16 protein-coding genes, 2 tRNA genes and 1 pseudogene are annotated in these 23619 nt (G+C 36.2%); 2 read left to right on the top strand and 17 right to left on the bottom strand.

What is annotated here, in order from left to right; genetic code table 11:
* Nucleotides 1-25: 25 nt before the first annotated feature.
* The 15 genes and pseudogenes from bglX to GZ212_RS15270 form a co-directional block, all read right to left on the bottom strand.
* Nucleotides 26-2347 carry a beta-glucosidase BglX gene (gene bglX, locus GZ212_RS15340; RefSeq protein WP_166962175.1) on the bottom strand — a complete coding sequence of 774 codons (2322 nt, stop codon included), beginning with the start codon at nt 2345-2347 and terminating at the stop codon, nt 26-28.
* Nucleotides 2348-2353: 6 nt separating this feature from the next.
* Nucleotides 2354-3472, bottom strand: coding sequence for a family 16 glycosylhydrolase (locus GZ212_RS15335; RefSeq protein ID WP_166962172.1), 1119 nt, complete (start codon nt 3470-3472; stop codon nt 2354-2356).
* A gap of 56 nt (nt 3473-3528) precedes the next feature.
* Nucleotides 3529-4413 carry a glucan endo-1,3-beta-D-glucosidase gene (locus tag GZ212_RS15330; RefSeq protein WP_166962169.1) on the bottom strand — a complete coding sequence of 295 codons (885 nt, stop codon included), beginning with the start codon at nt 4411-4413 and terminating at the stop codon, nt 3529-3531.
* 11 nt (nt 4414-4424) lie between these two features.
* Nucleotides 4425-6500: a PKD domain-containing protein gene (locus GZ212_RS15325; protein ID WP_166962166.1), complete on the bottom strand. Its 2076-nt coding sequence runs from the start codon at nt 6498-6500 to the stop codon at nt 4425-4427.
* Nucleotides 6501-6511: 11 nt separating this feature from the next.
* Nucleotides 6512-7972, bottom strand: coding sequence for a RagB/SusD family nutrient uptake outer membrane protein (locus GZ212_RS15320; protein ID WP_053969868.1), 1461 nt, complete (start codon nt 7970-7972; stop codon nt 6512-6514).
* Between the two features lie 14 nt (nt 7973-7986).
* Nucleotides 7987-11064 carry a TonB-dependent receptor gene (locus GZ212_RS15315; protein WP_166962164.1) on the bottom strand — a complete coding sequence of 1026 codons (3078 nt, stop codon included), beginning with the start codon at nt 11062-11064 and terminating at the stop codon, nt 7987-7989.
* A 243-nt stretch (nt 11065-11307) separates the two neighbouring features.
* Nucleotides 11308-14121 (bottom strand): LuxR C-terminal-related transcriptional regulator, encoded by a 2814-nt coding sequence (locus GZ212_RS15310; protein ID WP_240923833.1) that lies wholly within the window; start codon nt 14119-14121, stop codon nt 11308-11310.
* 57 nt (nt 14122-14178) lie between these two features.
* Nucleotides 14179-15177, bottom strand: a complete 999-nt coding sequence (gene mgrA / locus GZ212_RS15305; protein ID WP_166962408.1) for an L-glyceraldehyde 3-phosphate reductase — start codon at nt 15175-15177, stop codon at nt 14179-14181.
* A gap of 131 nt (nt 15178-15308) precedes the next feature.
* Nucleotides 15309-16037, bottom strand: a pseudogene (locus tag GZ212_RS15300) (metallophosphoesterase).
* Between the two features lie 3 nt (nt 16038-16040).
* Nucleotides 16041-16583, bottom strand: coding sequence for an RNA 2'-phosphotransferase (locus GZ212_RS15295; protein WP_166962161.1), 543 nt, complete (start codon nt 16581-16583; stop codon nt 16041-16043).
* 20 nt (nt 16584-16603) lie between these two features.
* Nucleotides 16604-17527 carry an NAD(+)/NADH kinase gene (locus GZ212_RS15290; RefSeq protein WP_166962158.1) on the bottom strand — a complete coding sequence of 308 codons (924 nt, stop codon included), beginning with the start codon at nt 17525-17527 and terminating at the stop codon, nt 16604-16606.
* A 6-nt stretch (nt 17528-17533) separates the two neighbouring features.
* Nucleotides 17534-18511: an SPFH domain-containing protein gene (locus GZ212_RS15285; protein WP_240923832.1), complete on the bottom strand. Its 978-nt coding sequence runs from the start codon at nt 18509-18511 to the stop codon at nt 17534-17536.
* A 157-nt stretch (nt 18512-18668) separates the two neighbouring features.
* A complete protein-coding gene (locus GZ212_RS15280; protein ID WP_166962152.1) occupies nt 18669-19346 on the bottom strand; it encodes an NUDIX domain-containing protein in 678 nt (225 codons plus the stop codon).
* Between the two features lie 321 nt (nt 19347-19667).
* Nucleotides 19668-20096: a hypothetical protein gene (locus GZ212_RS15275; RefSeq protein ID WP_166962149.1), complete on the bottom strand. Its 429-nt coding sequence runs from the start codon at nt 20094-20096 to the stop codon at nt 19668-19670.
* Nucleotides 20093-21478, bottom strand: a complete 1386-nt coding sequence (locus GZ212_RS15270) for an RtcB family protein (protein ID WP_166962145.1) — start codon at nt 21476-21478, stop codon at nt 20093-20095. The genes GZ212_RS15275 and GZ212_RS15270 overlap by 4 nt, the downstream gene beginning before the upstream one ends.
* Before the next feature lie 157 nt (nt 21479-21635).
* On the opposite strand from GZ212_RS15270, the gene GZ212_RS15265 reads away from it, so the two are divergent.
* A complete protein-coding gene (locus tag GZ212_RS15265; protein WP_166962142.1) occupies nt 21636-22253 on the top strand; it encodes a hypothetical protein in 618 nt (205 codons plus the stop codon).
* Nucleotides 22253-23275 (top strand): YafY family protein, encoded by a 1023-nt coding sequence (locus GZ212_RS15260; RefSeq protein ID WP_166962139.1) that lies wholly within the window; start codon nt 22253-22255, stop codon nt 23273-23275. Before GZ212_RS15265 ends, GZ212_RS15260 begins: the two co-directional genes overlap by 1 nt.
* Before the next feature lie 77 nt (nt 23276-23352).
* Here GZ212_RS15260 and GZ212_RS15255 read toward each other — a convergent pair.
* Both GZ212_RS15255 and GZ212_RS15250 read right to left on the bottom strand, forming a co-directional pair.
* Nucleotides 23353-23436, bottom strand: a tRNA-Leu gene (locus GZ212_RS15255).
* Nucleotides 23437-23459: 23 nt separating this feature from the next.
* Nucleotides 23460-23531 (bottom strand) — tRNA-Gly (locus tag GZ212_RS15250).
* Between the last annotated feature and the right edge of the window lie 88 nt (nt 23532-23619).

Genomic DNA, 23619 nt, shown 5'->3' with positions numbered 1-23619 from the left:
CTAAAACTTAACATCAAACCTCAGTTCAACGAAGCTGTTGTGCCAAGTTAAATTCTGACTCTAATACTGTATTTGAGCTACCCCCTACAAATACTTTAAAGTCACCAGGCTCCACTAAAAATTCACCCTGATTATTATAAAATCCCAATTCCTTATCGGTCAAAATAAAGTTTAGGGTTTTAGACTCTCCAGCTTTTAGACTGACCAACTCAAATCCCTTTAACTCCTTAACTGGTCGCGTAATACTCGCAAAAACATCTTGTATGTATACCTGAACCACTTCTTTTCCATCCAAATCTCCAATATTCTTCAATTCGAATGAAACCAACACTTGACTAGGGTCAACCTCCACTTTTAAATCTTGATATTCAAATTGGGTATAACTTAGGCCATGTCCAAATGGAAATAAAGGATCGTTATCCATATCTGTATAATGAGACCAAAAAACCTCTCCTGGAGCGGGCTCATTAGGTCTACCTGTACTTTTATGATTATAGTAAATAGGCACTTGACCAACGGCCTTCGGAAAAGTCATCGGTAATTTTCCGCTAGGGTTATAATCTCCATATAACACTTGGGCTATGGCATGTCCACTTTGCGTTCCTAACTGCCAAACCTCTAAAATGGAAGGAATATGTTCGGCAGCCCATGGAATAGCTACTGGTCTTCCATTGTGCAGCACTAAAACTACGTTGGGATTCGCCTTGTAAACTTCTTCTAGCAGTTGTTGTTGTAATTTTGGCAACCCAATATCTACTTGACTTCTACCTTCTCCTGTTTGCATACCATGCTCACCCAAAGCAACAAGCACAATATCTGCTTTTTTGGCAGCGTTCACTGCCTCTATCATACCTGAAGTTTTTGTTTGATTTATTTGCAATTGTTTTGGAAAAGATATCTCGCCATCCACAAAGGCTGGTCCTTTAACATAGGTAATAGTGTTTCCCTGATATTGTTGCAATCCTTCAAGTAATGAAACCGCCGTACCATTCTCGGCCCCAGTTCGCCAATTCCCCAAAGGACTTGTTTTATCACTAGCCAATGCACCAATTACTACAATGTTTTGTCCCGATCTTTTAAGTGGAAGCAGGCTCTTTTCATTTTTTAAAAGCACAATAGACTTCTTAGCCATATCCAAAACGGCATCCTGAATTTCTTGACTTCCCACAACTTCATTTTCGACTGATGGATCACTGTACTGATAAGGATTTTCAAAAAGTCCCAATTCAAATTTCACTCTGAGAATTCTCCTCACGGCATCATTTATTAAGTCTTCACTCACCTTACCTTCTTCTACCAATTCTGCCAAGTAATTAAGATAATGGTAGGATTCCATATCCATATCTGACCCAGCGATTACAGCTCTTTCAGCTGCATATTTTCCGTTTTCAGCTTGTCCATGGGAAATCATTTCATTGATAGACCCCCAATCAGAAACCATAAAGCCATTGAAATCCCATTTTCCTTTCAAAATATCTCTTTGCAACCAAGCATTTCCCGTAGCTGGCACACCATTTATTTCATTGAATGAATTCATAAAGGTCCTGACTCCTGCTTCTTTTGCAGCCAAGAATGGTGGAAAAACAATATTGTACAAGGTAGAGGTACCTACATCTACTGTATTGTAATCTCTTCCCGATTCAGCAAAACCATAAGCAGCGAAATGTTTGGCGCATGCAGCAATCGTATAAGGAGAAGTCAAATCATCCCCTTGAAAACCTGTCACTCTTGCTTTCGCAATGGCACTTCCCAAAAAAGGATCTTCACCAGCGCCTTCCATAACTCTTCCCCATCTGGCATCTCTTGTAATATCAACCATCGGAGCAAAAGTCCAATTGATTCCACTTACAGCAGCTTCTTTCGCAGCCACCTCTGCAGATCTTTTTATGGCTTCCATATCCCAACTGGCCGACTCTGCCAATGGAATAGGACTAACAGTTTTAAACCCATGAACCACGTCAAATCCAATAAGCAATGGAATCCCCAATCGGGTCTCCTCCACTGCTATTTTCTGAACCTCAAGAACCTCTTTGGCCCCAGTAACGTTAAGCATAGAGCCAACTAATCCCTTTCTTAAATCCTCATATTTTTTGGCCTCCGACCCACCTTCTGGTTTAGGTCCAGTGACATCCCAAAAACCGCTATACTGATTCATTTGACCGATTTTCTCCTCCAAAGTCATCAAAGAAAGTAACGAATCTACCTTTCCTTCAATTTCCGAATCAAGTTCCGTAGTTCCTGATTTCATTGAAACAGATCCTATTTCTTGACCCTGAGAAAAGTTAGTACAAGAACATAGCGTTCCTAGGAGACAAATTGTCCCTAAATAAATTGATAATCTTTTCATGATAAATTATTGATATACCCTTACATAGTCTACTTCCATAGTTCCCTCCATGAATTCGGGATCTATTGTACCTCCCAGATTGCCACCAATTGCCACATTCATAATGATAAATTGGTCTAAGTCAAACGGCCAGGTCTGGTCATTTTTATTTGCTGGTTGATAGGTATAATGCACGTTTCCATCGACTGAAAACACCATTTTTTCGGGAGTCCATTCCAACTCATAAACATGAAATTGGCTGGTCACATCCCCTATCGTTTGGCCACCAAGGTTAGTGGTGTTACCAAAACTTGATGGTGTATGTATCGCACTTTGAACAAAACCTTCATTATTTCCTACATGCTCCATAATATCGGTTTCACCGCAGGCAGGCCAGCTTACTTCATCTATATTGGCCCCTAGCAACCATAATGCAGGCCAAGTACCTCCTCCAGACGGTAATTTGGCTCTGATTTCAAGTTTGCCATAAGTGAACTCATACTTATCTTTTGTTAACATTCTTGCTGAAGTAAATTCTGAGCCCAAATAGTTCTCACGTTTTGCAGTGATTTTTAACATCCCATTTTCTACTATCGCATTCTCTGGACGGTTGGTATAATACTGAGATTCATTGTTACCCCATCCATTTTGACCTGTTCCAATATTGTACCCCCATTTACTGGAATCTGGAGCACCATCCACATCAAACTCATCTGACCAAACCAACTCATAAGTATCATCAACATATAGTGTAATGGTTTGCGACGTATTCACACTATGATCGGTGCTAGAGTAAGCATACACATATACTGTATATTGATTAGTCCCAGGAGAGGTATAGGTAAATTCCATGGTGCCATCCAAACTTTCCATCTCGGTTCCATTTCCGAATCGGAAGCCATATTTTACAGCATCATCTGCAGAGGCAACACATTGTATCGTTCCTGAACCATCCCCATTAGGATTTTCTGAATCAGATCCCACCTTACTTATTTGAAGCGTTAATCCAGAGGGGAAAATGGGCTCCTCTGTTGGATTTCCATTATTAGTATTATCAGAAGGATCATCTCCACTGGAGCAAGATATACTCCAAACCGTCATTAAACTAATTAGAATATGTGCTATCAATTTGTTACTATTTTTCATTGTTCAATTACATACTTTTTAAAGGGGCAAATGAAATCACTTACCCCCTAACTTATTTAATCTGCGATAAAAATCACAAACCATCCATTACCATCTGAACCGACTGTTTTCATTGTCATTTCATTATCAGATCGAGATAATATTTGGTAACTGTGATCACCGCCTACATAGAATCCATGATATCCTAAATTTGAAAAACTTAAAGTTTCCTGTCCTCCTGGAGCACTAAGCGTCCAGTTTCCAGAATAGTTTTCCAACGGATAATTTTCATACTCATTATCACCATTGGGCGTTTGTCCACCAACACCAAAATCAGCATCCAAAGCTCCCGCCTGTCCATAACCAGTACCGTTTGTGATATGGGTAAAAGTACCATCCACATTAAATTCCCAAGTATCATCATAAGCGCCTTTACCATCTTTATCGTAAGGCGCTGCTGCCCACCAAATAGGACTTGTCTCATCAGCTGGACCAACACCAAAATGGCCTGCAGTCTCCGCTTTGATTCGCCAAGTTCTCGTACCATCAGCAGTCAACATTGTGATAAGATCTGCTGGTGGATTGTACAATGCCAATACCTCTACATCTATCGTTGCGCTTGATGTCACACCTGCTGTACCTATGGCTAAAACCGTAACCGTATAGGTATGAACTCCTGTTACTCCAAAACTGTAGGACTTTGTCCCATTTGGAGTCATAGATTCCGAGCCGTTGTAAATATACTTGTAGGTGATCGCATTATCTGCCGAGGCATTGAAATGCACTTCACCACTTCCATCTCCATAAGGATTATCGGTATCTTGCCCTACAATCTCAGCTGAGATTGTTAAATTAGAAGGGTTTACTATCTCTCCAAATTCATACTCATCTTTTTCACAACCACTAATAACAATGAGCACAGATAAGAGACATACTTTATAGATATATTTTAAATACTTCATCTTTTCCTTTTTTAAATTTTAATAAGCTTATAAGTCCAGAACACTCCAGATCCTGATTCAATGGATACTGTAATTGTATTATTGTCAATCCATGTGGTCTCATAAGTAATACTATTAGGTACGGCAACACCAGGTAATTCTCCTTCATTATTCACCTTAGGCAATCCTAGATAAGCTCCAGAACCACTTAAAGTCAAGCTTCCTGATGTTTCATCAAAACTGAAACTTGCTGAACCAGATCCGTCATGCGGCGCAACAGGAGCTCCACATTGATCAGACTCAACACCTTGCCAAGCTTCTAACCATGTTTCATCTCCTAAAACGTTACTGAAAGATCCATCTGACATAAATACATAAGAATCGTCATAGTAACATGCTCTATCAGAGACAGATTGCTCATCGATAGACCACCACTCACCACTACCAGGAGAAGGACCTACCATCAAGGATCCAGCCTCGGGTGCCAACTGCCATGTTCCAACAATTGGCGATATGTATCTTACCAATTTATAGGTCCAGAAAACTCCGGCACCGGCTTCAACACTTACAATCATGGTATTGTTATTATCCATTAAGGTAACGTTGTATGTGATAGAACTTGGTACAGCCACATTGGGCAACTCCCCTTCATTGTTTGCCTTGGGTAACCCAATATAAGCCCCGGTGCCATTCACGGTTAAAGTACCAGCGCCCTCATCATAAATAAATGTGGCATTTGCTGATCCGTCATGAGGCGCAACAGGCACGCCGCATTGTTCTGCTGCTACACCTTGCCAAGTTTCAAGCCAAGTTTCGCCTTGAAGTTCATTTTGGAAACTACCATCCATATTAAACACATAATAATCATCAAAATAACAAGCTCTATCAGCTACCACCTGGGCATCACTGGTCCACCACTCACCACTACCTGGGCTTGGTCCTACCATAAGTGCACCGGCCTCTGGCGCTAATTGCCATACACCCTCTAATCCTGAAGCAGCAGCTGGTGCTTTCCAGAAATATAAATTATCAATAAAGACCGTTCCAGCTGCCCATGGTTCACCAACAAACTTAAATTGGTGCAAATCTGCCATGGATAAACCTTGATCGGTAAACGCTGAAAGGGGAATATCAAAACTATTCCATTCTCCAGCGGTTAAATCTTGAGTTACCTGTTGCTCACCCGTCGCCAAACTGATAGGGAACACTTGGATTTGATCCACATCTGCCGTCCATACATCTAGGTGCAGATATTCCATGGCTGAAGCATCAACAGTTTCCCCAAATTGAACACCCTGATAACTTAAGTTGATATACTGAAGCATCTCATCGCCATTCAAATTGAACATAGCATAACTACTTCCCTGACCAGATTGCCCCCAGTCTGGATTATAATCCGTTCCAGGCACATCGTTATAAGCGCCGGCAAAAATTGAAATATAATCTGACTCGTACCTTGCAGGTTGGGTAGGAGCAGGATTTATTGGCTGAAGGATTTCAGTCACTTCAAACTCTTCGGTATAAGTTGTAGTCTCAATAGCTGCACCCATGGCTACCACAGTTATGGTATAAATACCTGGCTCTTGGTAGGTATAAGAAACCGTCTCTCCAATGTCTCCAGATACAGGATCATCATTTCCTGCCTCTCCAAAGTACACATCATAAGTAATAGCATACTCTGCTGTAGCAGTTACATTAACTTGTTTTGAAACTGCTTGGTCATTTTCTATGGTTACTTCTAAATTTTGTGGTGCTGTAAAGGAAACCACCAATTGCTGACTAGCTTCTGTGGTTAATCCGGTAATTCCTTTGGCAATGACACTCACATTATAAGTTCCTTCTTCGTAAATATGTTCTGCAAACTCGCCATTGGGAAGCTCCTCATTTTCTGAAGCATCTCCAAAAACTACATCAAAAGAAACCGCTCCTTCCGCCGTCGGAATAATAGTTACCATTCCACTATTGTCTTGGGTAACATCAAATGTAATCTCCACATTTGAAGGTGCTTTTGCAGTTTGGACAAAATCGGCATTGTCATCGTCTTCAGCACAAGTAAGTGCCAAAGTAGCTATCAAAAACAGTTGGAATATATATTTTAATTGTTTCATTATCATTTGTTTTAGTATTGAGGGTTTTGGTTTAATCCAGATATATCCACTTCTAACTGAGGAACTGGGAATAATTCATGTTTGCCTGTCACAAATCCATCAATAACTGAAGCCGCTTGACCAGTTCTTACCAAATCAAAGAATCTATGACCTTCCATGGAAAGTTCTAAATTTCTCTCATTCCAAATAGCTTGAACTAAGGCTTGCCCTGAAGTGCTGATATTATGGTCACTGTTTCCAAAAGCACGTTGGCGTACTTGGTTCAAGTAATTTCTTGCCAAATCCTCATTGATTCCACCACGAGCATTAGCTTCAGCAGCCATTAGTAACACATCGGCATATCTAATAGCTCTGTAATTATTCAAATAATTTAATTCAGTCTGAGCTCCACTTTCTCCGGCTCTTGGGATATATTTTCTATTATAATATCCTGTATGTTCATAACCTTCAGCATAACTTGCACCAGTTTCAGCTGCCCATGCCTCAATATCCAAGATGGAAGCATCTCGACGGGAATCGGCTTCATCAAAAGAATTATAAAGATTAGGAGTTGGCAAATTAAAGCTCCACCCTGTTGCAAATTCAGGACCTGAATAAGCTCTTGGCCCATTATGGATAATTCCAAAATTACCCTCACCACAGGTTGGGCAACCCCAATCCCACCATTCAGATTCATTAGAATATTGAATTTCAAATACAGATTCTGGACCATTCTCACCAGACTTCAAGAATTGACTGCCATAATCGGGCACCAAACTGTAAAGACCAATTACATTTTGTAACATGGACGCAGCTTCAGAAAATTTATCTTGATATAAGTAAACTTTTCCTAGCAAAGCTTGAGCCGCAGACTTGGTTACGCGTCCTGCTTGGTTTTGAGATGCAGGCAACACGTCAATAGCATTTAGCAAATCGGCTTCAATCTGAGCATAAACTTCCTCTTTTGAAGCTCTTTGAAGCGTTCCAGTATCAGAGGCATCTAAACGTCTGTCTGTGATCAATGGAACGCCACCAAAGAATTTGACTAATTCAAAATAATAATATGATCTTAAAAAATAGGCTTCACCATAAAGTGCTGCTTTGCCATCAAAATCAATTTTGTTTTTGTTTTCTTCCATATAATTAACCCTATTCACGCCTTCAAAACACCATCTCCAGATAGAGGTTAAATTATCATTTTGAGGGTAGTGGGTCATATCGTCAATTTGTTGCAACCCTATAACGTCTGTGGCGCTTTCGCCCCCACAAAAAGAATTGTCAGACGCAATATCTCCTATCAAGGTATTTAAGTACAACCATTGTAATGGATCATAACTTCCTATAAGTGCTGCCTGATAATTGGCTTCGGATTGGAAGTAAGAATCTGCATCAATCTGATACACTTCTGAAGCTTCAAGGTCTACATAATCTGAACAGGCCTGAAAAGTCAGCAGCATACCGCAAATCATTAAAGTGTGTTTAAAATATTTCATAGATCTCATTTTTTTTAAAATTTAACATTGATACCCATCATCCAAATTCTTGGAATTGGATATGCACCTCTATCAATACCAGTATCTACAAAACTTCCAGCTGTAACTTCTGGGTCATAACCAGAATACTTGGTAAAAGTGAAGGCATTTTTAACTTGAGCATAAATTCTAACATTGTTTAAACCTGTTGCATCATAAAGTGATTTTGGCAAGGTATAGCCCAATTGTATGTTCTTGAACCTGAAATAACTTCCGTCCTCAATATATCTATCTGAAGCTCGGGTATTGTTATTGTTGTCCACAAAAGTGACTCTAGGTTCTGAGTTACTAGTTCCTGGACCTGTCCATCTATCTAAAGTTCTAGCTGAACGGTTGGTGAACGCCGAATTTCTCTCATAAGCTCTGTAAATATCATTACCAACTGAAGCAAATGTGGAAACGTTGAAATCAAAACTCTTGTAGTTGATACTTAAGTTCCATCCCAAGGTGAAATCTGGAAATGGATTCCCAATTTCGGTTCTGTCCAAATCATCTATAACACCGTCTCCATTAACATCCACAAATCTGATATCTCCTGGTTGCGCTCCGTTTTGTGTAGCGTGACCATCAATCTCTGATTGACTTTGGAAAATACCATCGGTTTTGTACCCATAGAAATACCATGGAGAGTAACCTTCTTCAAAGCGATTGATAACGGTAAAAGGAATTCCGTATCCAGCACCATCTTGTCTTTTACTATCATTATTTACCTCAGTTACCTCGGTATTAACCGTAGTTACATTTAAACTTGTATTGATAGAAAAATCCTCAGAAACTGTTTTATTATAAGTTAATGATAAATCAAAACCGTTTGTTTTTGAAGTACCAATATTTGTAGGAGGTGAAGTTACTGTTCCTGCTGAAGGAGGTAATACTGGAGCGAACAATAAATCCTCAGTTGTTTTTTGATAATAGTCTCCTGTAAAAGATAAGGAATTATCAAGCAATCTGATGTCTAGACCAGCATTCATTTGAATTTGGCTTTCCCATGACACCGTTTCATCTGGTATGGTTCCTAGTGTAGAACCCGCAATTATATTGCCATCGAAAGTATATTTAGGAAAGGTTGAAATACTTGAAAATTGGTTAGAGATATTGTCATTACCAACATTACCATAACTTCCTCTTAGTTTTAGAAAATCAATGCCATTAACATCAAAAAATTCTTCATTAGAAAGCACCCAACCTAAAGAACCTGAAGGGAAGAAACCATATTTATTATCTGTTCCAAAAACAGTTGAACCATCTACTCTTCCTGTAAATGACAATAAATATCTGTCTTTATAGTCGTAATTAACTCTTCCAAAATAGGAAATGTTCCTTTTCACATCAGACCAAGATCCCGTTTGTTGAGATGCTAAATCTCCAGTTGCTGATGCTATATCTGCATATTCCCAAGAGTTAAATGGAATATCTTGTGCTGATCCACTTAAGCCTTCTCCCTTATATCTTTGAAGGGACATCCCCGCTACAGTCTGGAAGTTATGAGCTTCATTTATACTGAAATCGTAGTTACCAAATAGTTCATAGGTATAAGTAAAATAAGTTGTTTTAGACTCATTTACCCTGTTATGAGTAGAAGTCTCTTCTCCTGTTTCAGGATCGACTGTCACTATTGGTGAAAGATCTGGATTGGCGTTTGTAGCGGTATGACCTACACCATAAAATACTAATGGAGAGAAACTTTTATTGTACACATCTACATAAGTATAACTGAATCTTGAAGAAATTCTCAAATCCTCAATAGGCTCATATTGAAGCTCCAGCTTACCAAACCATTTGTTGGTATTGTTATTATTATAGGTGTTATCAATTAATGCTAAAGGATTAACGATTTCCTGAGTAATGTTATCACTAATACTATAATTACCATTTTCATCATAAACTGGTAACGTAGGATCAAAGTTCAAGGCATTGGAAAGCACACTTGTAATACTATTTTCTGCCAAGGCTTTACCTTTAATATTAGCATAATTATTGTTGACCAACACTTTAAACTTATCAGATAGGTCAATGTTTAATCTTTCAGCCAAGGTAATTCTATCGAAATAAGACTTATCACCACCACCAACGACACCATCTTGCCCTAGATATCCTCCAGAGATAAAATAGGTCATATTATCTGAACCACCTGCTGCACTTACATTATGACTTTGAATTGGCGCATCTTTAAGCACCTCATCCTGCCAATTAGTTCCAACACCTAAGTTGCCTATATTATCAAAAACAAGACCTTGTCCTGCATTGGAACTAGCTTCATTTAAAATAGCGGCATATTCACTGGCATTAAGAACATCAATAGTGCGAGTAACCTCTTGAATTCCATAACTTGAATCAAAATTAAAAGTAGTTTTCCCACTCTTGTTTCCTGATTTGGTTGTCACTAAAATAACCCCGTTACCACCTTTAACTCCATAAATTGCAGCTGTGGCTGCGTCTTTCAAAACGTTCATGGATTCAACATCTGATGGATTTAAGGCATTCAAATCAGCTATGGATTGTTGAATACCATCGATCACTACTAATGGACTACTTCCAGCATTGGAAACAATTCCACGAATCGCAATAGCAGGAGCTGCACCAGGCGAACCTGTTGAAACAATATTAACCCCTGTAGCTTGACTTTGCAGAGCCTCTTCAACCCTTACAGGTTTGAGTTGCTCCAAAGCTTCACTCTTAACTGTTGAAATGGAACCAGAAACATTAGTTACCTTTTGTTGCCCATATCCAACAATAACAACCTCATCCAATGATTGGCTATCAGGCATAAGCTGAACCGTTATTGGATTTGAATTAATGACCTGGACTTCTTTAGTGACAAAACCTACATAAGAAAATACCAGAGTAGAACTTAGCGGTACACCTTCCAATGAAAAATTTCCATCAAAATCTGTAGCCACCCCTTTTGTGGTGTTTTTAATAATGACATTAACACCAGGTAAAGGCATATCGGAATCTGCATCCAATACTGTACCTGTGATGTTGACTTCCTGTGCGACAGACAACATCGACATTAATAAGAATAATGTAAATGTTAAAATTTTTGAATTCATAATTAGTCTGAACTTTTATTAGTTGTTTAAAATTAGAACAATACATTGCGAATTATTCAAAAACATACACAACAAAAAACATACAATGTATATTTTAGTGTTTTTTTTAAGAATATAACAATACAAACCCTTTAAAACTGCGGTTTGAGAAAAGTTAAAAAAATTAACCTAAAACGTTTTAGTTGGCTTAAAATATGTTAATGTAGTGGTAATGTATGGGTGTTTTTTAAAACTGTTAAGGTCTTAAATTTCAAGAATGTAATTTGTTAAGCTAGCATCATGCGGTAAATCCATCTTTTTTCGCAAACGATAGCGTTTAACTTCCACGCTTTTAGGAGAAATATTCAATAATGGGGCAATCTCTTTTGAAGACAAATTCAGCCTTAAATAGGCACATAATTTCAAATCATTGGGTGTCAAAGCAGGATGTTTGGCTTTCATTTTCCTTAAAAAGTCCTTATCAGCATTGTTAAAGGCTTCTTCAAAGAAGGTCCAGTCATCTGTATTATTCAAATTGCGATCAATGATTCGAATGACTGATTTCACATTCTTATCCTCCTTAGATTTTTTGAGTTCATTTTTAATGGTGTGTAAGAATTCGTTTTTCTTAATCAAACTCATTGTAGAAATAGCCAATTCCCTATTCTTGTTATCAACATCCTGCTCCAGTTTTTCATTTTTAAGCTTCATGAACTGTTGCTTACTAGCCATCTCCTTCATTTCCATCTCCCGCTCAGTTTCCAAAAGAAGTTTTGCTTGTTGATTCTTATAGTATCTATTATAGATAAAATGAGTAAGTAACGCCAACATAATAAAGCCTATAACATATAATATAATGGCAATTGTGGACAAGTACCAAGGACGATTAATTACAAAGGAATATTCTGAAGTATTTGTAGTCAAACTATCTCCCACTCTTCCCCGCACCTTAAATGTATAGGTTCCAAATGGTAAATTTTCAAACAATTCTGATGGTGAATTTGACCAAGCGCTCCACTCATTATTAAAGCCCTCTAAACGATATTGATACTCAGGCTCTTGAAATTTATCAAACTCAGGGATACTGAAGGTGAATTCAAAATTATTGGACTTAGTTTCAAATTCTGCATTATCATGAGAACCAATCAATTTTGGTGATTCATTTAACTTGTAATTTTTGATAGTATTGATAGTAATTTCATATTCCTTTTCTACAATGTTGTTAAGATCAATAATCGTATAACCTGTAGATGAACCAAACAAATACTTTGAATCTCCAAGACTTGAAATACTTTCATATCCGGTCATTCCCTTTCGTAGCTCACTGGGAAATGAAATATGGTAAACCTCCAAATCATTAGTTAGTTTACCTTTAGCGACAAAGCTTAAATTCTTCTTTGAGAACCCCCATAACATTTGATCATCAGTAACCACCAACTTACCCGAAGTGTATTTATTATTAGGAAATAGTTGACTTAAAACGCTATCTCTTTTAAAAACATTTGATTGTTTATCATATGAAAAAACACCCTGCCTGTATGCATATAGTATTTTATCTTGGTATTTAACAATACTAGAATTTAATCCCTTATTGATTGAATCCTTTTCAACTTGAAGTGCTTTTCTATAATCGTTATTCACTTCAATTCTATACACACCTTTGTATTCATGACTTACAAACACATTATGTTCATCCAAAAGTTCAAAATACTTCGAAGAATTTTGAAATCCCTCTATCCTATTTCTGAATCTCCATTCACCCCCAAGGTTTTCCAAAACATTCAATCCATTATAATTCCCTTGCAGCAATAAATTTGTTTTAGGAATAGGCTTGATATCCCAAGTTCCATCAATCGAGGAAATTTCTGTAACCTGACTACCACTGACTATAAAAGTCCCGAGATTGTGTCCGCAAAACAATTGGTTGTTTATTTCCTTTAAACACCAAACCTGTCCTTTGGTTCCCTCAATAAATTTAAAGGATTCTTTGGAAAGAAAGGGTTTATAAAATAAGCCTTGATTTGTTCCTATATAGAGGTTTCCTTGATAGATGATTGAAGCATATACTGTACCTAGTGTACCCTTATCATCTGTGTAAATCCTATAAGGAGAGGTAATATTTACAGAATTGATTCCGTTATCCAGACCCAACCAAATATTATTCTCTTGATCTTCAAATAAGGCCAAAACCGTATTATTACTCAACCCCTTTGCTTGATTTATTTCATAATTAGCTTCTCCATCTGTAGTTAGATGAATTAGGCCCTTTGAAATAGTCCCCAAAGCAAAACTTCCATCATGAAGTTGAATACTGCAATACACCCCTACTTTTGACAACAATTCATTTGCAGGAATTTGCCACTTTTCAATTACTGAACCTTCTAAGACATAAAAACCACTTTCCATGGTTTGCACAAGTAAGTTACCTCCTTTATTGTAAACATTAATAATATTTGCATCCCTCAATATCAAATGATTGGAAACCAAAATTGCTCTCCCATTATCAATCTGAAAAAGCCCCTCACCTATGCTTTGAAAATAGACCTTACCGTCTACCTCGTACATTTTGGTGATACCAATTTCAGAATCGATGATATTAAAAGTTTCATCCTTTAAACTATAAATATAGATGCGGTTCAAGGATTGAAATAGGACATACTCATCTATGGAAAAAATCTTCCAGAATTGCTCATCATCAATCAACGCCTTGTTAAGTTGTGCCGATAATGAATCATATTTCAACCTTCCCACGTCATTTCTACGCCACACCCCGAATTCCATGTAACAACCCGTAAAAATCATATCATCCAAGGCATAAACCGATCTTATAATGGTTTCATTGGGTGAGGGATAAAGATTCCATTGAGCTCCATTGAACTCCAGCAACCCTTTGTTATTTCCTACATATATATACTGATTATCGGATTGAGAAATTGACCAATTTTGATTTTCTGCCCCATAATCCTTTGGGGTATATACTTCAATAGGCGGCAATTCTTGGCATACCCCCTGAACCATCATAGTTAAAATGACGACTAGAGTTGTGAAGTATATTCGATTAAGAAAAAGTGATTTCATCTGTATAACAATAATACAAACTATCTTCGAATTGAACCGATTAAATGAAGATTGTCGTTATAAATCTGTTGTCAAGATGTTCTCAATAATCTCCAGTTCTTGTTTTGAAAAATCTTTATTGTCGAGAGCTCCCAAATTATCCAACAGTTGCTTTTCACTACTCACCCCAACCAATACGGAAGTCACTCGTTTATCTTTGAGCAACCAAGCCACGGCCATTTGGGCCAGGGATTGATTTCGTTCTTCAGCCACTTTGTTTAATTCCATGGCCTGAGCTATTTTTTCATGAGTCACTTGATCCTTTTGTAAAAACCCAGTGGTTTTTGCAGCTCGGGAATCCTCTGGGATGCCTTTAAGATATTTGGAAGTCAATATCCCTTGTTCTAAAGGCGAAAATGGAATACATCCGATACCTTCATCTTCCAAAACGTCCATCAAACCATTCTCTACCCAGCGATCCATCATATTATATCTAGGTTGATGAATCAAACAAGGAGTTCCCAGGTCTTTCAATATAGCAACTGCCTTTTTGGTATCTTCGGCACTGTAAGAAGAAATCCCCACATATAGAGCCTTACCTTGTCTTACAATTAAATCTAACGCGGCCATGGTTTCTTCTAAAGGCGTATTGGGATCTGGGCGATGGCTGTAAAAAATATCCACATAATCCAATCCCATCCGTTTTAAACTTTGATCCAAACTAGCAACCAAATATTTTTTGGAACCCCAATCGCCATAAGGTCCGGGCCACATATAGTATCCTGCCTTGGTAGAAATCACCATTTCATCCCTATACCCCTGAAAGCTTTGCTTAAGTATCTTACCAAAATTCGCTTCTGCCGAACCCGGAGGCGGACCATAATTATTGGCTAAATCAAAGTGAGTGATACCGTAATCAAAGGCCGTATGCAAAATTCTTTTGGCATTGGATAGATCATCGACATGCCCAAAGTTGTGCCAAAGACCCAAAGAAATCTCGGGTAATAGCAAACCACTTTTCCCACAGCGTCTGTAGGTCATGTTTTGGTATCTTGTTTCGGAAGGTGTGTAAGACATAATAGACATATTATATCTCAAATTTAGGCATAAAAAAAGCCTTAATCAAACATGATGAGTTATATTAAAAGCAATGGACTTAATCCAAGATCATATTTTTACAACAACTAGGTTTTGTCCAATTTCATTGATCAATTCCTTCCTTTTTCATCAGGATATAATTCGGGTAATGGATCACTCTGCCAAAACTCATTAGTATCTATGTCTAAAATGGTAAGCCTTCCTGTAAAAGCTGCTCCTGTATCTACATTTCAAACATTGATAGCTTGCATTGGAAGTTCAACATCATAATACAATGTTGGAGTATGACCTATATAAATTTCATTATAAAGTTTTAATCGCTTAGGATAAAGGCTTGATTGCTTTTTAACTCTTTTATCCATTACAAGAGCCATTTCCCAAAGTGTTCTGTCCCAATTATAATTAGATTCATAAAATTCTTGCTCTGGCCCTTTCATAGAGGTGAAACCTGCATGAATGAAGAGCCTATTTTTATCGTAAATGTGATATAATTTCATTCTTTCAAAAAAGAATAAATGCTCTTTTTTCTCTTCTTCTGTTAATTTCTCGTAGCTCTCAACCGTCAAGCTCCCGCCGTGAAACAGCCAAGTTGTGCTAGCCTCCTCTGTCTTCAAATATTTTTCACACCAAACGTCATGATTACCTTTAATGAAAATGCATTCTTGCTTTTCTGATAAATCAATTAGGTATTTAATGGTTTGTGCAGATTCGCTCCACCCATCAACATAATCACCTAAGAAAATTAAAACATCAATGGCAGTTACTCTAGCTCTTTCAATAACTTGAATCAAAGCTCTCAACCCTCCATGTATATCCCCAATCACTAATGTTCTTTTCATTTTTCATGAATTAAAGTCTATAAATGCTGTTGGCACCTCATCAGTTAACCAAACTCCATTTTCTGATTTAAAAAATTGATAGCCTTTGTTGCACATTTCCAAAGCTCTAACACTTAGAATTAATGGCTTTCCCCTTCGTAACCCAACATTTGTTGCCGTGTCTTTATCCTTACTTAAATGCACATATTGGCGACTCATTTTTTTTAGTCCATATATCTTTATTTGCGGCAAAAACTTTTCAACTGTACCATGATATAAAAGAAATGGAGGCGTTAATGGCTTTAAGTTTAAATCTACCTCCTTTAATGAATGCCCTTGATTTGCTCTAATTTTAGTCTGGTCTGAATTAAATGAAAATCGTTGTTTATCGTTTGTTACAACAACCTCTTCTAATTCTTTAAATGTAAATCGCAATTTAGATTTCTCTAAAATTTCACCTACAGAAGCCCACCCTTGTTCATCTAATGAGAGGTCAATACTATCAGGTTTATGTCTCAATACTAAACTTAAAAACTTACTAATTTGTTTTTTATCCTTTTCGTTCATCTTCCTCTGTTTAAAATCATTTATATTATCAAATTAGCTTTTTCTTCAGCAATACCTATTTCTACTTTACTTCCTGAATTAAAATTCAAAAAATCAGATTCAATACCGTCACTAAAAATAATACCTTTCCTTGGCATATTAGATTCGATTTTTAACGTTTGTCTTTTTGTGATAACCCCAAAGCCTATATCTGTTTGAGTAACTTTACTCAAAAAAGGTTCTCTAACTACAAAAATTAGTTTTTCATCTTCCCAATTAATTTGAGATTGATGCTCATTTTCCCCAATTGTGTTAAATCCATAGATATTATGTGACATATTGAAAATGGAACTCAACCAACCCGTTGAACCGGCCCCTGTGGAAACAATAATTCCACTGGATGATTGCTTTTCTTTTTTCCCTTTAAATTCTATTTCATATCTAGAAGAGATATGTGAATCTGCTCCTATGTAAAAGTCATTAAATGCCAATAAGGTTTGCCCATCATTCAATTCTGCTTTAGCCATAGTGACTTTCTTTGTCTCAAAAACTCCTTTAACCACTTCCTTAATTAGATTATTCATATCACTTGGAGTATGTTTTAACAGGATACCATCATAACGCTCTGTGTCTGGATTTACTCCTAAAATTGGAAATCCATTTACATACTTTGCTGTATTGGCTACCAATCCATCCTGCCCTAAAACTACGATCAAATCATTTTCAGTAAAAATGTAAGTTGGCAAAAACGAACGATAAATAATCTTGAGCTTTAAATGTTTGGAAATACTTTTTTGAACTTCATTCAATGATTCATAGAACTTTTCATTTTCTATTTCATAAAAATTGAAATCACCTCCAGACCTTTCAATATAAAACTTGGCTTGAGCCTTTGAGTTAAATCTTTCGATTAGCTGCTCAAGCCTTGTTTTTTCTCTAATTATTATAGCTCGTTCGAAATTCATACTTAATTATTTATTGGCTAGAATTGAATCCAGCAATTCTGGAGAAATATTTAAGTTCCCTATTTTATCGGCATTTTCAGCAAGTTCTCTAAAAGCCAATGCTATATTATTAGTTGGATTATTTCCAGAGTTGCTTATAGCCATTAAAGTTTTCCAATCCATCTCTTTATATGGTTTTAAATTCGCATTTAAAACATACTCCTTCATATCAGCTTCTTTTTTCTCATTGGCAACTTGAATATCAATCAACCCTTTTTTCTTTTCTTCTAGAGAAATGTTGGAGCTCATTTCCATTTCTTTTAGCTTTTGTTCATTTTGCTGTTTCACCACATCTGTTTCCATTTTCTTTTCTACAATCTGTTTTTGCTTTTCTTCTACAGCAATTTCAGTATTCAATTCACTTTCCCTTATCATTCGCTCTTGTTCAACAGCAAAATTTCTACGCTCGTAAATGGCCTGGTCAGCTTCCTTTTGCAAAGATTCTCTCATTTGTGCCTCCAATGCCCTTGCCATTTCGGGATTAGGAGTAACAGCTAATACATTTACGCTTAAAATTTCCAGACCTAGCATTTGAACCGTTTTGGATTTCTGAATACTGGTGAATATTTCAGCCTCTATCTCATCAAGCTTTCTCAAAGCTTCTTTTAAACTCAAACGTTGAATAACAGACGCACTGGCTGTTTGGGCTTCATTTATAATACGCTGTTGAATCTTTTCATAATCGTTTTTTAAGTATTGCTTTTTGTTGTTTACAGTAAAGTCCAAATTCTCTGCCAATTGTTTTGGATTCAAAATCTTATAAGTAACTTGACCTTGCAATGTAACCTCTTGATAATCTTTTGTGGTTTCATTAAATACAAATTGAAAATCATCACTTTGTACGGGAATTGAAACAATAGATGAATTAGGCGAAAAATAAAAGAATGACAATCCTCTTCCTTCTTTTTTAATTTTCCCTGCCTCGTAATGAATTACATAATTCATTGAATCGAATTTTATATAATTTATTCCTAACATAACTTTGAGTATTAAATATTTATTTGCGTATTATATACACAAATGTAATTAAGAAAGATGATTTTACGAAGTATATTTTGCGTTATTTTTACACAAATATTACAAGTGACTATATATAAGCGTTTTAAATCTCGAAAATTATTCCTTCTTTTTTCAGTTGGAAGTAAAGTTTCTGATTAAATTGGAATAAATTTGCAGGCCTTCCTGACCCTTTCGATGTCTTTTCTTCTAGTTCATCTAGGATATTTAAACTCAATATTTTCTTTCTAAAATTTCGCCTGTCAATATCCCTCCCTAAAAGAGTGGTGTAGAGTTTTTCTAAATCTGAAAAAGGGAATTTTCTATCAAGTAGCTCAAAGCCTAATGGTTCATAAGTTATTTTACCCTGTAATCTTTTGATAGCCAGGTCGAGAATACTTTTGTGATCAAAGGAAAGTTTGGGCAGATTCTTAATATTAAACCATTTCACCTCTACTGCATCAGTTGATGCAAATAATTTGAATGCGTTAGGCCTAACCAAAGCAAAATATGCTACAGATACCACTCGCCCTCTTGGATCTCTTTCTGGTTTACCAAATGTATATAACTGCTCAAGATAGTTAATCTTCACTCCTGTTTCTTCATTCAGCTCTCTCTCAACTGCCTCTTCTAAAGATTCTTCATCAAGTACAAATCCCCCAGGAATAGCCCACGCTCCTTTATAGGGTTCGTATTTTCGCTTAATAAGTAACACTGAAATATTACCCTCTTCATATCCAAATACAACAGCATCAACCGTTAATCTTATTGACTGCTTTACCATATGCGTAATTTATACACGAAAATACTGTTTTTCAAATTAACTTTCTGACTGTTAATTTTTAAAGTTCTGATTTTCTCCTAACTGTTTTCCGCCTCAATCTTCTATTTTAACTTCCTCTAGTTTAAAAACATTTTATTAAAAATTATAAAAAAAGCGTCAAATTTCTTAAACGCCTTTTTATTTATAAATAAAAGTTGAATTATTATTGATACCAAATATCACAGAACTGGTTTTTAGCGACCCTTTTATGTTTGAGAAAAATTAAAATCACCTAACTGTTAAAATTGTTTGAGTTCCAATATTTATCTATTATATATATTTTTAAAATATCCACTTTAAAAAGGTTATAAAACCTATCAAGGTTAATAAAAGAATGAATAATAGAATACCACCAAAAACATAGCCCATTAATTTCACTTTCCAACTTTGCTTATATTCCTGAAAAGGTTCCATTTCTAATCTAGGTTTATTAATTAACTCTATAAAAGGGAAATCAAAATCTGAGTTCTCAGAAATAAAATCCGCAGACAAACCAAAAGTTTGAGTGCTATTCTCAATAAAACCTCTTTCTTCAATCGCTAATCCCGCTTCAATTAGGGAAGCGGCATAAAGAAATAAACCCTCTTTATTAGCTTTGATGCAACTTTCGTCCATACCACCTCCATATTGAAAGAAACCGAAATAAGCTCTTTCACTAGAATTTCCTTGTATTATTTGATCAATAATCGTTTGATTTACTGTTTTTATCATCTGTCCCTTCTTCTTTTCTTCCAAGGTGCATTTTTCTTCCAGTCTCCTGCCATTATGCACCCATAAGGTAACACTTCGTCTATTACTTCCCCTAATCCAAAATCTTTCATTTGGTTTCTTACAGTTTCTGCATTTTTATAAGCACTGGGCAATTCAGTGATATCAATCTCATTTGAGAAAAACCGAACATCCAAACCTTCTGTTTCTTCTTTAAAAATCTCTTGAAAGGTTCCTGTTTTTCTTTTTCTATGTTCCGTCCTACTTACATTTCTTCCTGCACCATGTGGTGCAAAACCTAAATTAGAATTTGTTGTTTCGCCTTTAACAATTAAAACGGGTTCAGACATGTTCAACGGTATCAATCTTGGCCCCGTAATATCAGGCATAAACTTTTTATCCAGCGGTGTTGCACCTTTAGCATGGTAAAACAAATCACCATCCCTAAAAACAAAATTATGCTCGTTCCAAAACCTGTTTTCATTTTCAATTCCCAACATTTCCAAAATCGCATCATGCAATACTTCATGATTTTTCTTGGTCCATCTTCTTACAATCTGCAAAGCTTCCCAATATTGCGCTCCTTCTTCTGTTTCAAATGGAATCCATGCATTTTGCTTTAAGGTTTCAGGTGACAATTCCTTTCTAAAACGTTCTGCCACTTTCATTCCTTTAGCATATAAATTAGCTCCAAACCCTCGACTTCCATGATGCGTTACCAGCATGGTGTTACCTGTCTTTTTAGATGTCCCAACAAACAGAAAGTGGTTTCCATCGCCTTGGGTTCCTAAATGCGATCTGGCAGCAGAAATACATTTCTGGTCATTTAAAAAATAGTTTGCTTCAATCTCAACCAATAAATCCATCGGAAAACGAAACTGCGTATTCCTATCTCTTCCACCTGGCCCAAAATGAGTGATGCTTTGAGCTGCATCTAAAACATCTTTGGGATCGGCTGTTCCAAAATCTGTCAACATTACAGAACAACATATATCGGCACTATGCATACCTGGGTGAATGGCATTTTTTGCAACCGCAACACCACCAACAGGTATGGTTCCTATAGAACCCGTTGGACAAGCATCTGGCATGATAGCACCATCTACCAAAGTGGGTGTTTTCATTAACACTTCCATGGTTTCAACAACAGAGTTTACGTTCGTTACCTCTAACTCATTTTCCGCTTTAATGTTTATAGAAAAAGGAATGTTACTTTTATGTAACCTTATAGGATCTGGAGATTTAAATTGCTCTAGATATTCCTGTAAGGCATCACCCTCTAATCTATTTTCGTTAATATGCTCTAAAGCTTCTTTAAACCATTTCCCAGATTTAAATCCCATTTCTATTAAAGTATCTCCTGTAATGCTTTGTCTATTTTCCATATTAAATTATTTTTAAGCTCCGTCAGCTCCTCGTCTGACGGAGCACCACTGATAAAGTCTTCCATAGACTCTTTCATGATTCCGAGACAAATATTTTACCTAACTACGCATTCTTTTTGCGTAGATTAAATAAATCACTAAATTTCAAAAAAATAATATGACCTTAAAGGAAAGATTCTACCATATAGCTACCCAATGGTTTAAAGATAAAGCTCTATTAGAGCAATATTGGAACGAGCTTTCAGAAAACTATTCAGAGACCTTCAGGAAATATCATAATTCCAATCACCTTTTGGAGCTTTTTAAATATTACGACACTTATTGTGAAGAGTTGAAACAACCTAAAGAAGTCGCTTTTGCAATTTTCTATCATGATATCATTTACAATATTTGGAGCAATAAGAATGAAATAAAAAGCGCCAAACTAGCTCAGAAATACTTAAAAGCAACCAAACTGGATGATAGTGCCATAAATCGTATTTTTAATTTAATCCTTGTCACTAAAAACCATGAACCAAAGGATAACGTTGATGAAAAATGGATGGTAGATTTTGATATTGCAATCCTTGGACAGCCTTGGGAAGATTACCTTCAATATACAAAACATATTAGAGAAGAATATGCATCGGTTCCAAAATTGATGTATAAACAAGGGAGACGAAAAGTCCTAGTACATTTTCTTAACAAAAAAAGAATCTACCAAACAGAAATCTTTTTTAAACTATATGAATTAGAAGCTAGAAACAACCTTAACAAAGAACTTGAAATATTATAATGGCCTTAAATAAGAATGCTTTAATACGTTACAAAACAATTGACAAATGTCTTCAAAATCATTATCGACAATGGACATTAGATGATTTGATTGAGGCATGTTCAAATGCACTTTATGAATTTGAAGGAAGGGATATTAATGTAAGTAAACGAACTGTTCAGTTAGACATACAAATGCTTCGTAGTAATAAATTAGGATATAATGCACCTATAGAAGTTTATGACAAAAAATATTATCGTTATGCCGATGATGAATACTCCATAACAGACATCCCTCTGACGGAAAATGATATGAATGTACTTTCGGAAACTGTTGAAATGCTAAAACAATTTAAGGATTTTTCATTATTTTCTGAATTAGGAGGAATCATTCAGAGATTGGAGGACAAAGTTTATACTGAAAAAAATCATCAATCTGCAGTGATTCATTTAGACAAAAATGAAAAATTAAAAGGTCTTGAACACTTAGACGCCTTGTATCAAGCCATCATTAAAAAAATGGTTTTGAAAATTAAATACCAATCTTTTCAAGCTAGAAAAGCATCTGAAATTATTTTCCACCCTTATATATTAAAAGAATTTAACAATAGATGGTTCCTAATTGGAAAGCCAGAAGTAGAAGCAAAAAAAAACTCTATAGTTACTTTTGCTTTAGATAGGATTGTGGGTATAGATTACGATACAACTATTGCATATAAAAACGATAATTTTGATGGAGACAAGTATTACAAAGATGTTATTGGGGTAACGGTTTCAAATACAAGGGCAGAGCGTATCCAGTTTTGGGTTGACAAAAAAAATGCTCCCTATGTGATCACCAAACCATTTCACAGTTCACAAAGGCTTATTGAAAGAAGAGATGACGGGGTTGTTTTCAACATTTTTGTTCAAATCAATTTTGAATTAGAGCGGATGATTTTAGGTTTCGGGAATTCTATAGAAGTTTTAAAACCTAATAAACTCAGAAAACGAATGAAAGACAAGTTGGTAGAAGCAGTAAAACTGTATAATAATCCAACCTAAATCAATAAAAACACACCATAATTAAAACAAAAAATCCGCAACTACTTGTCAACCAAGCCTGTTACGGATCTTTTTAGTACAGAAGGCGGGACTTGAACCCGCACGAACTAATGTTCATTGGATTTTAAGTCCAACGTGTCTACCAATTCCACCACTTCTGCATCGTATTTTGTGGTAAACCCAGAGCGAAAGACGGGATTTGAACCCGCGACCCTCACCTTGGCAAGGTGATGCTCTACCCCTGAGCTACTTTCGCAGTATTTTAAGAACGTGCATTTATCTAAATGCGGATGCAAATTTAAAATTTTTAAATGAAAAGCAAAGCCTTTTTTAAAAAATAATAC

It is taken from the genome of Mangrovimonas sp. CR14 (assembly GCF_011764015.1).
In the GTDB taxonomy this organism is placed as follows: domain Bacteria; phylum Bacteroidota; class Bacteroidia; order Flavobacteriales; family Flavobacteriaceae; genus Mangrovimonas; species Mangrovimonas futianensis.
This window is presented reverse-complemented; position numbering and strand designations above follow the sequence as displayed.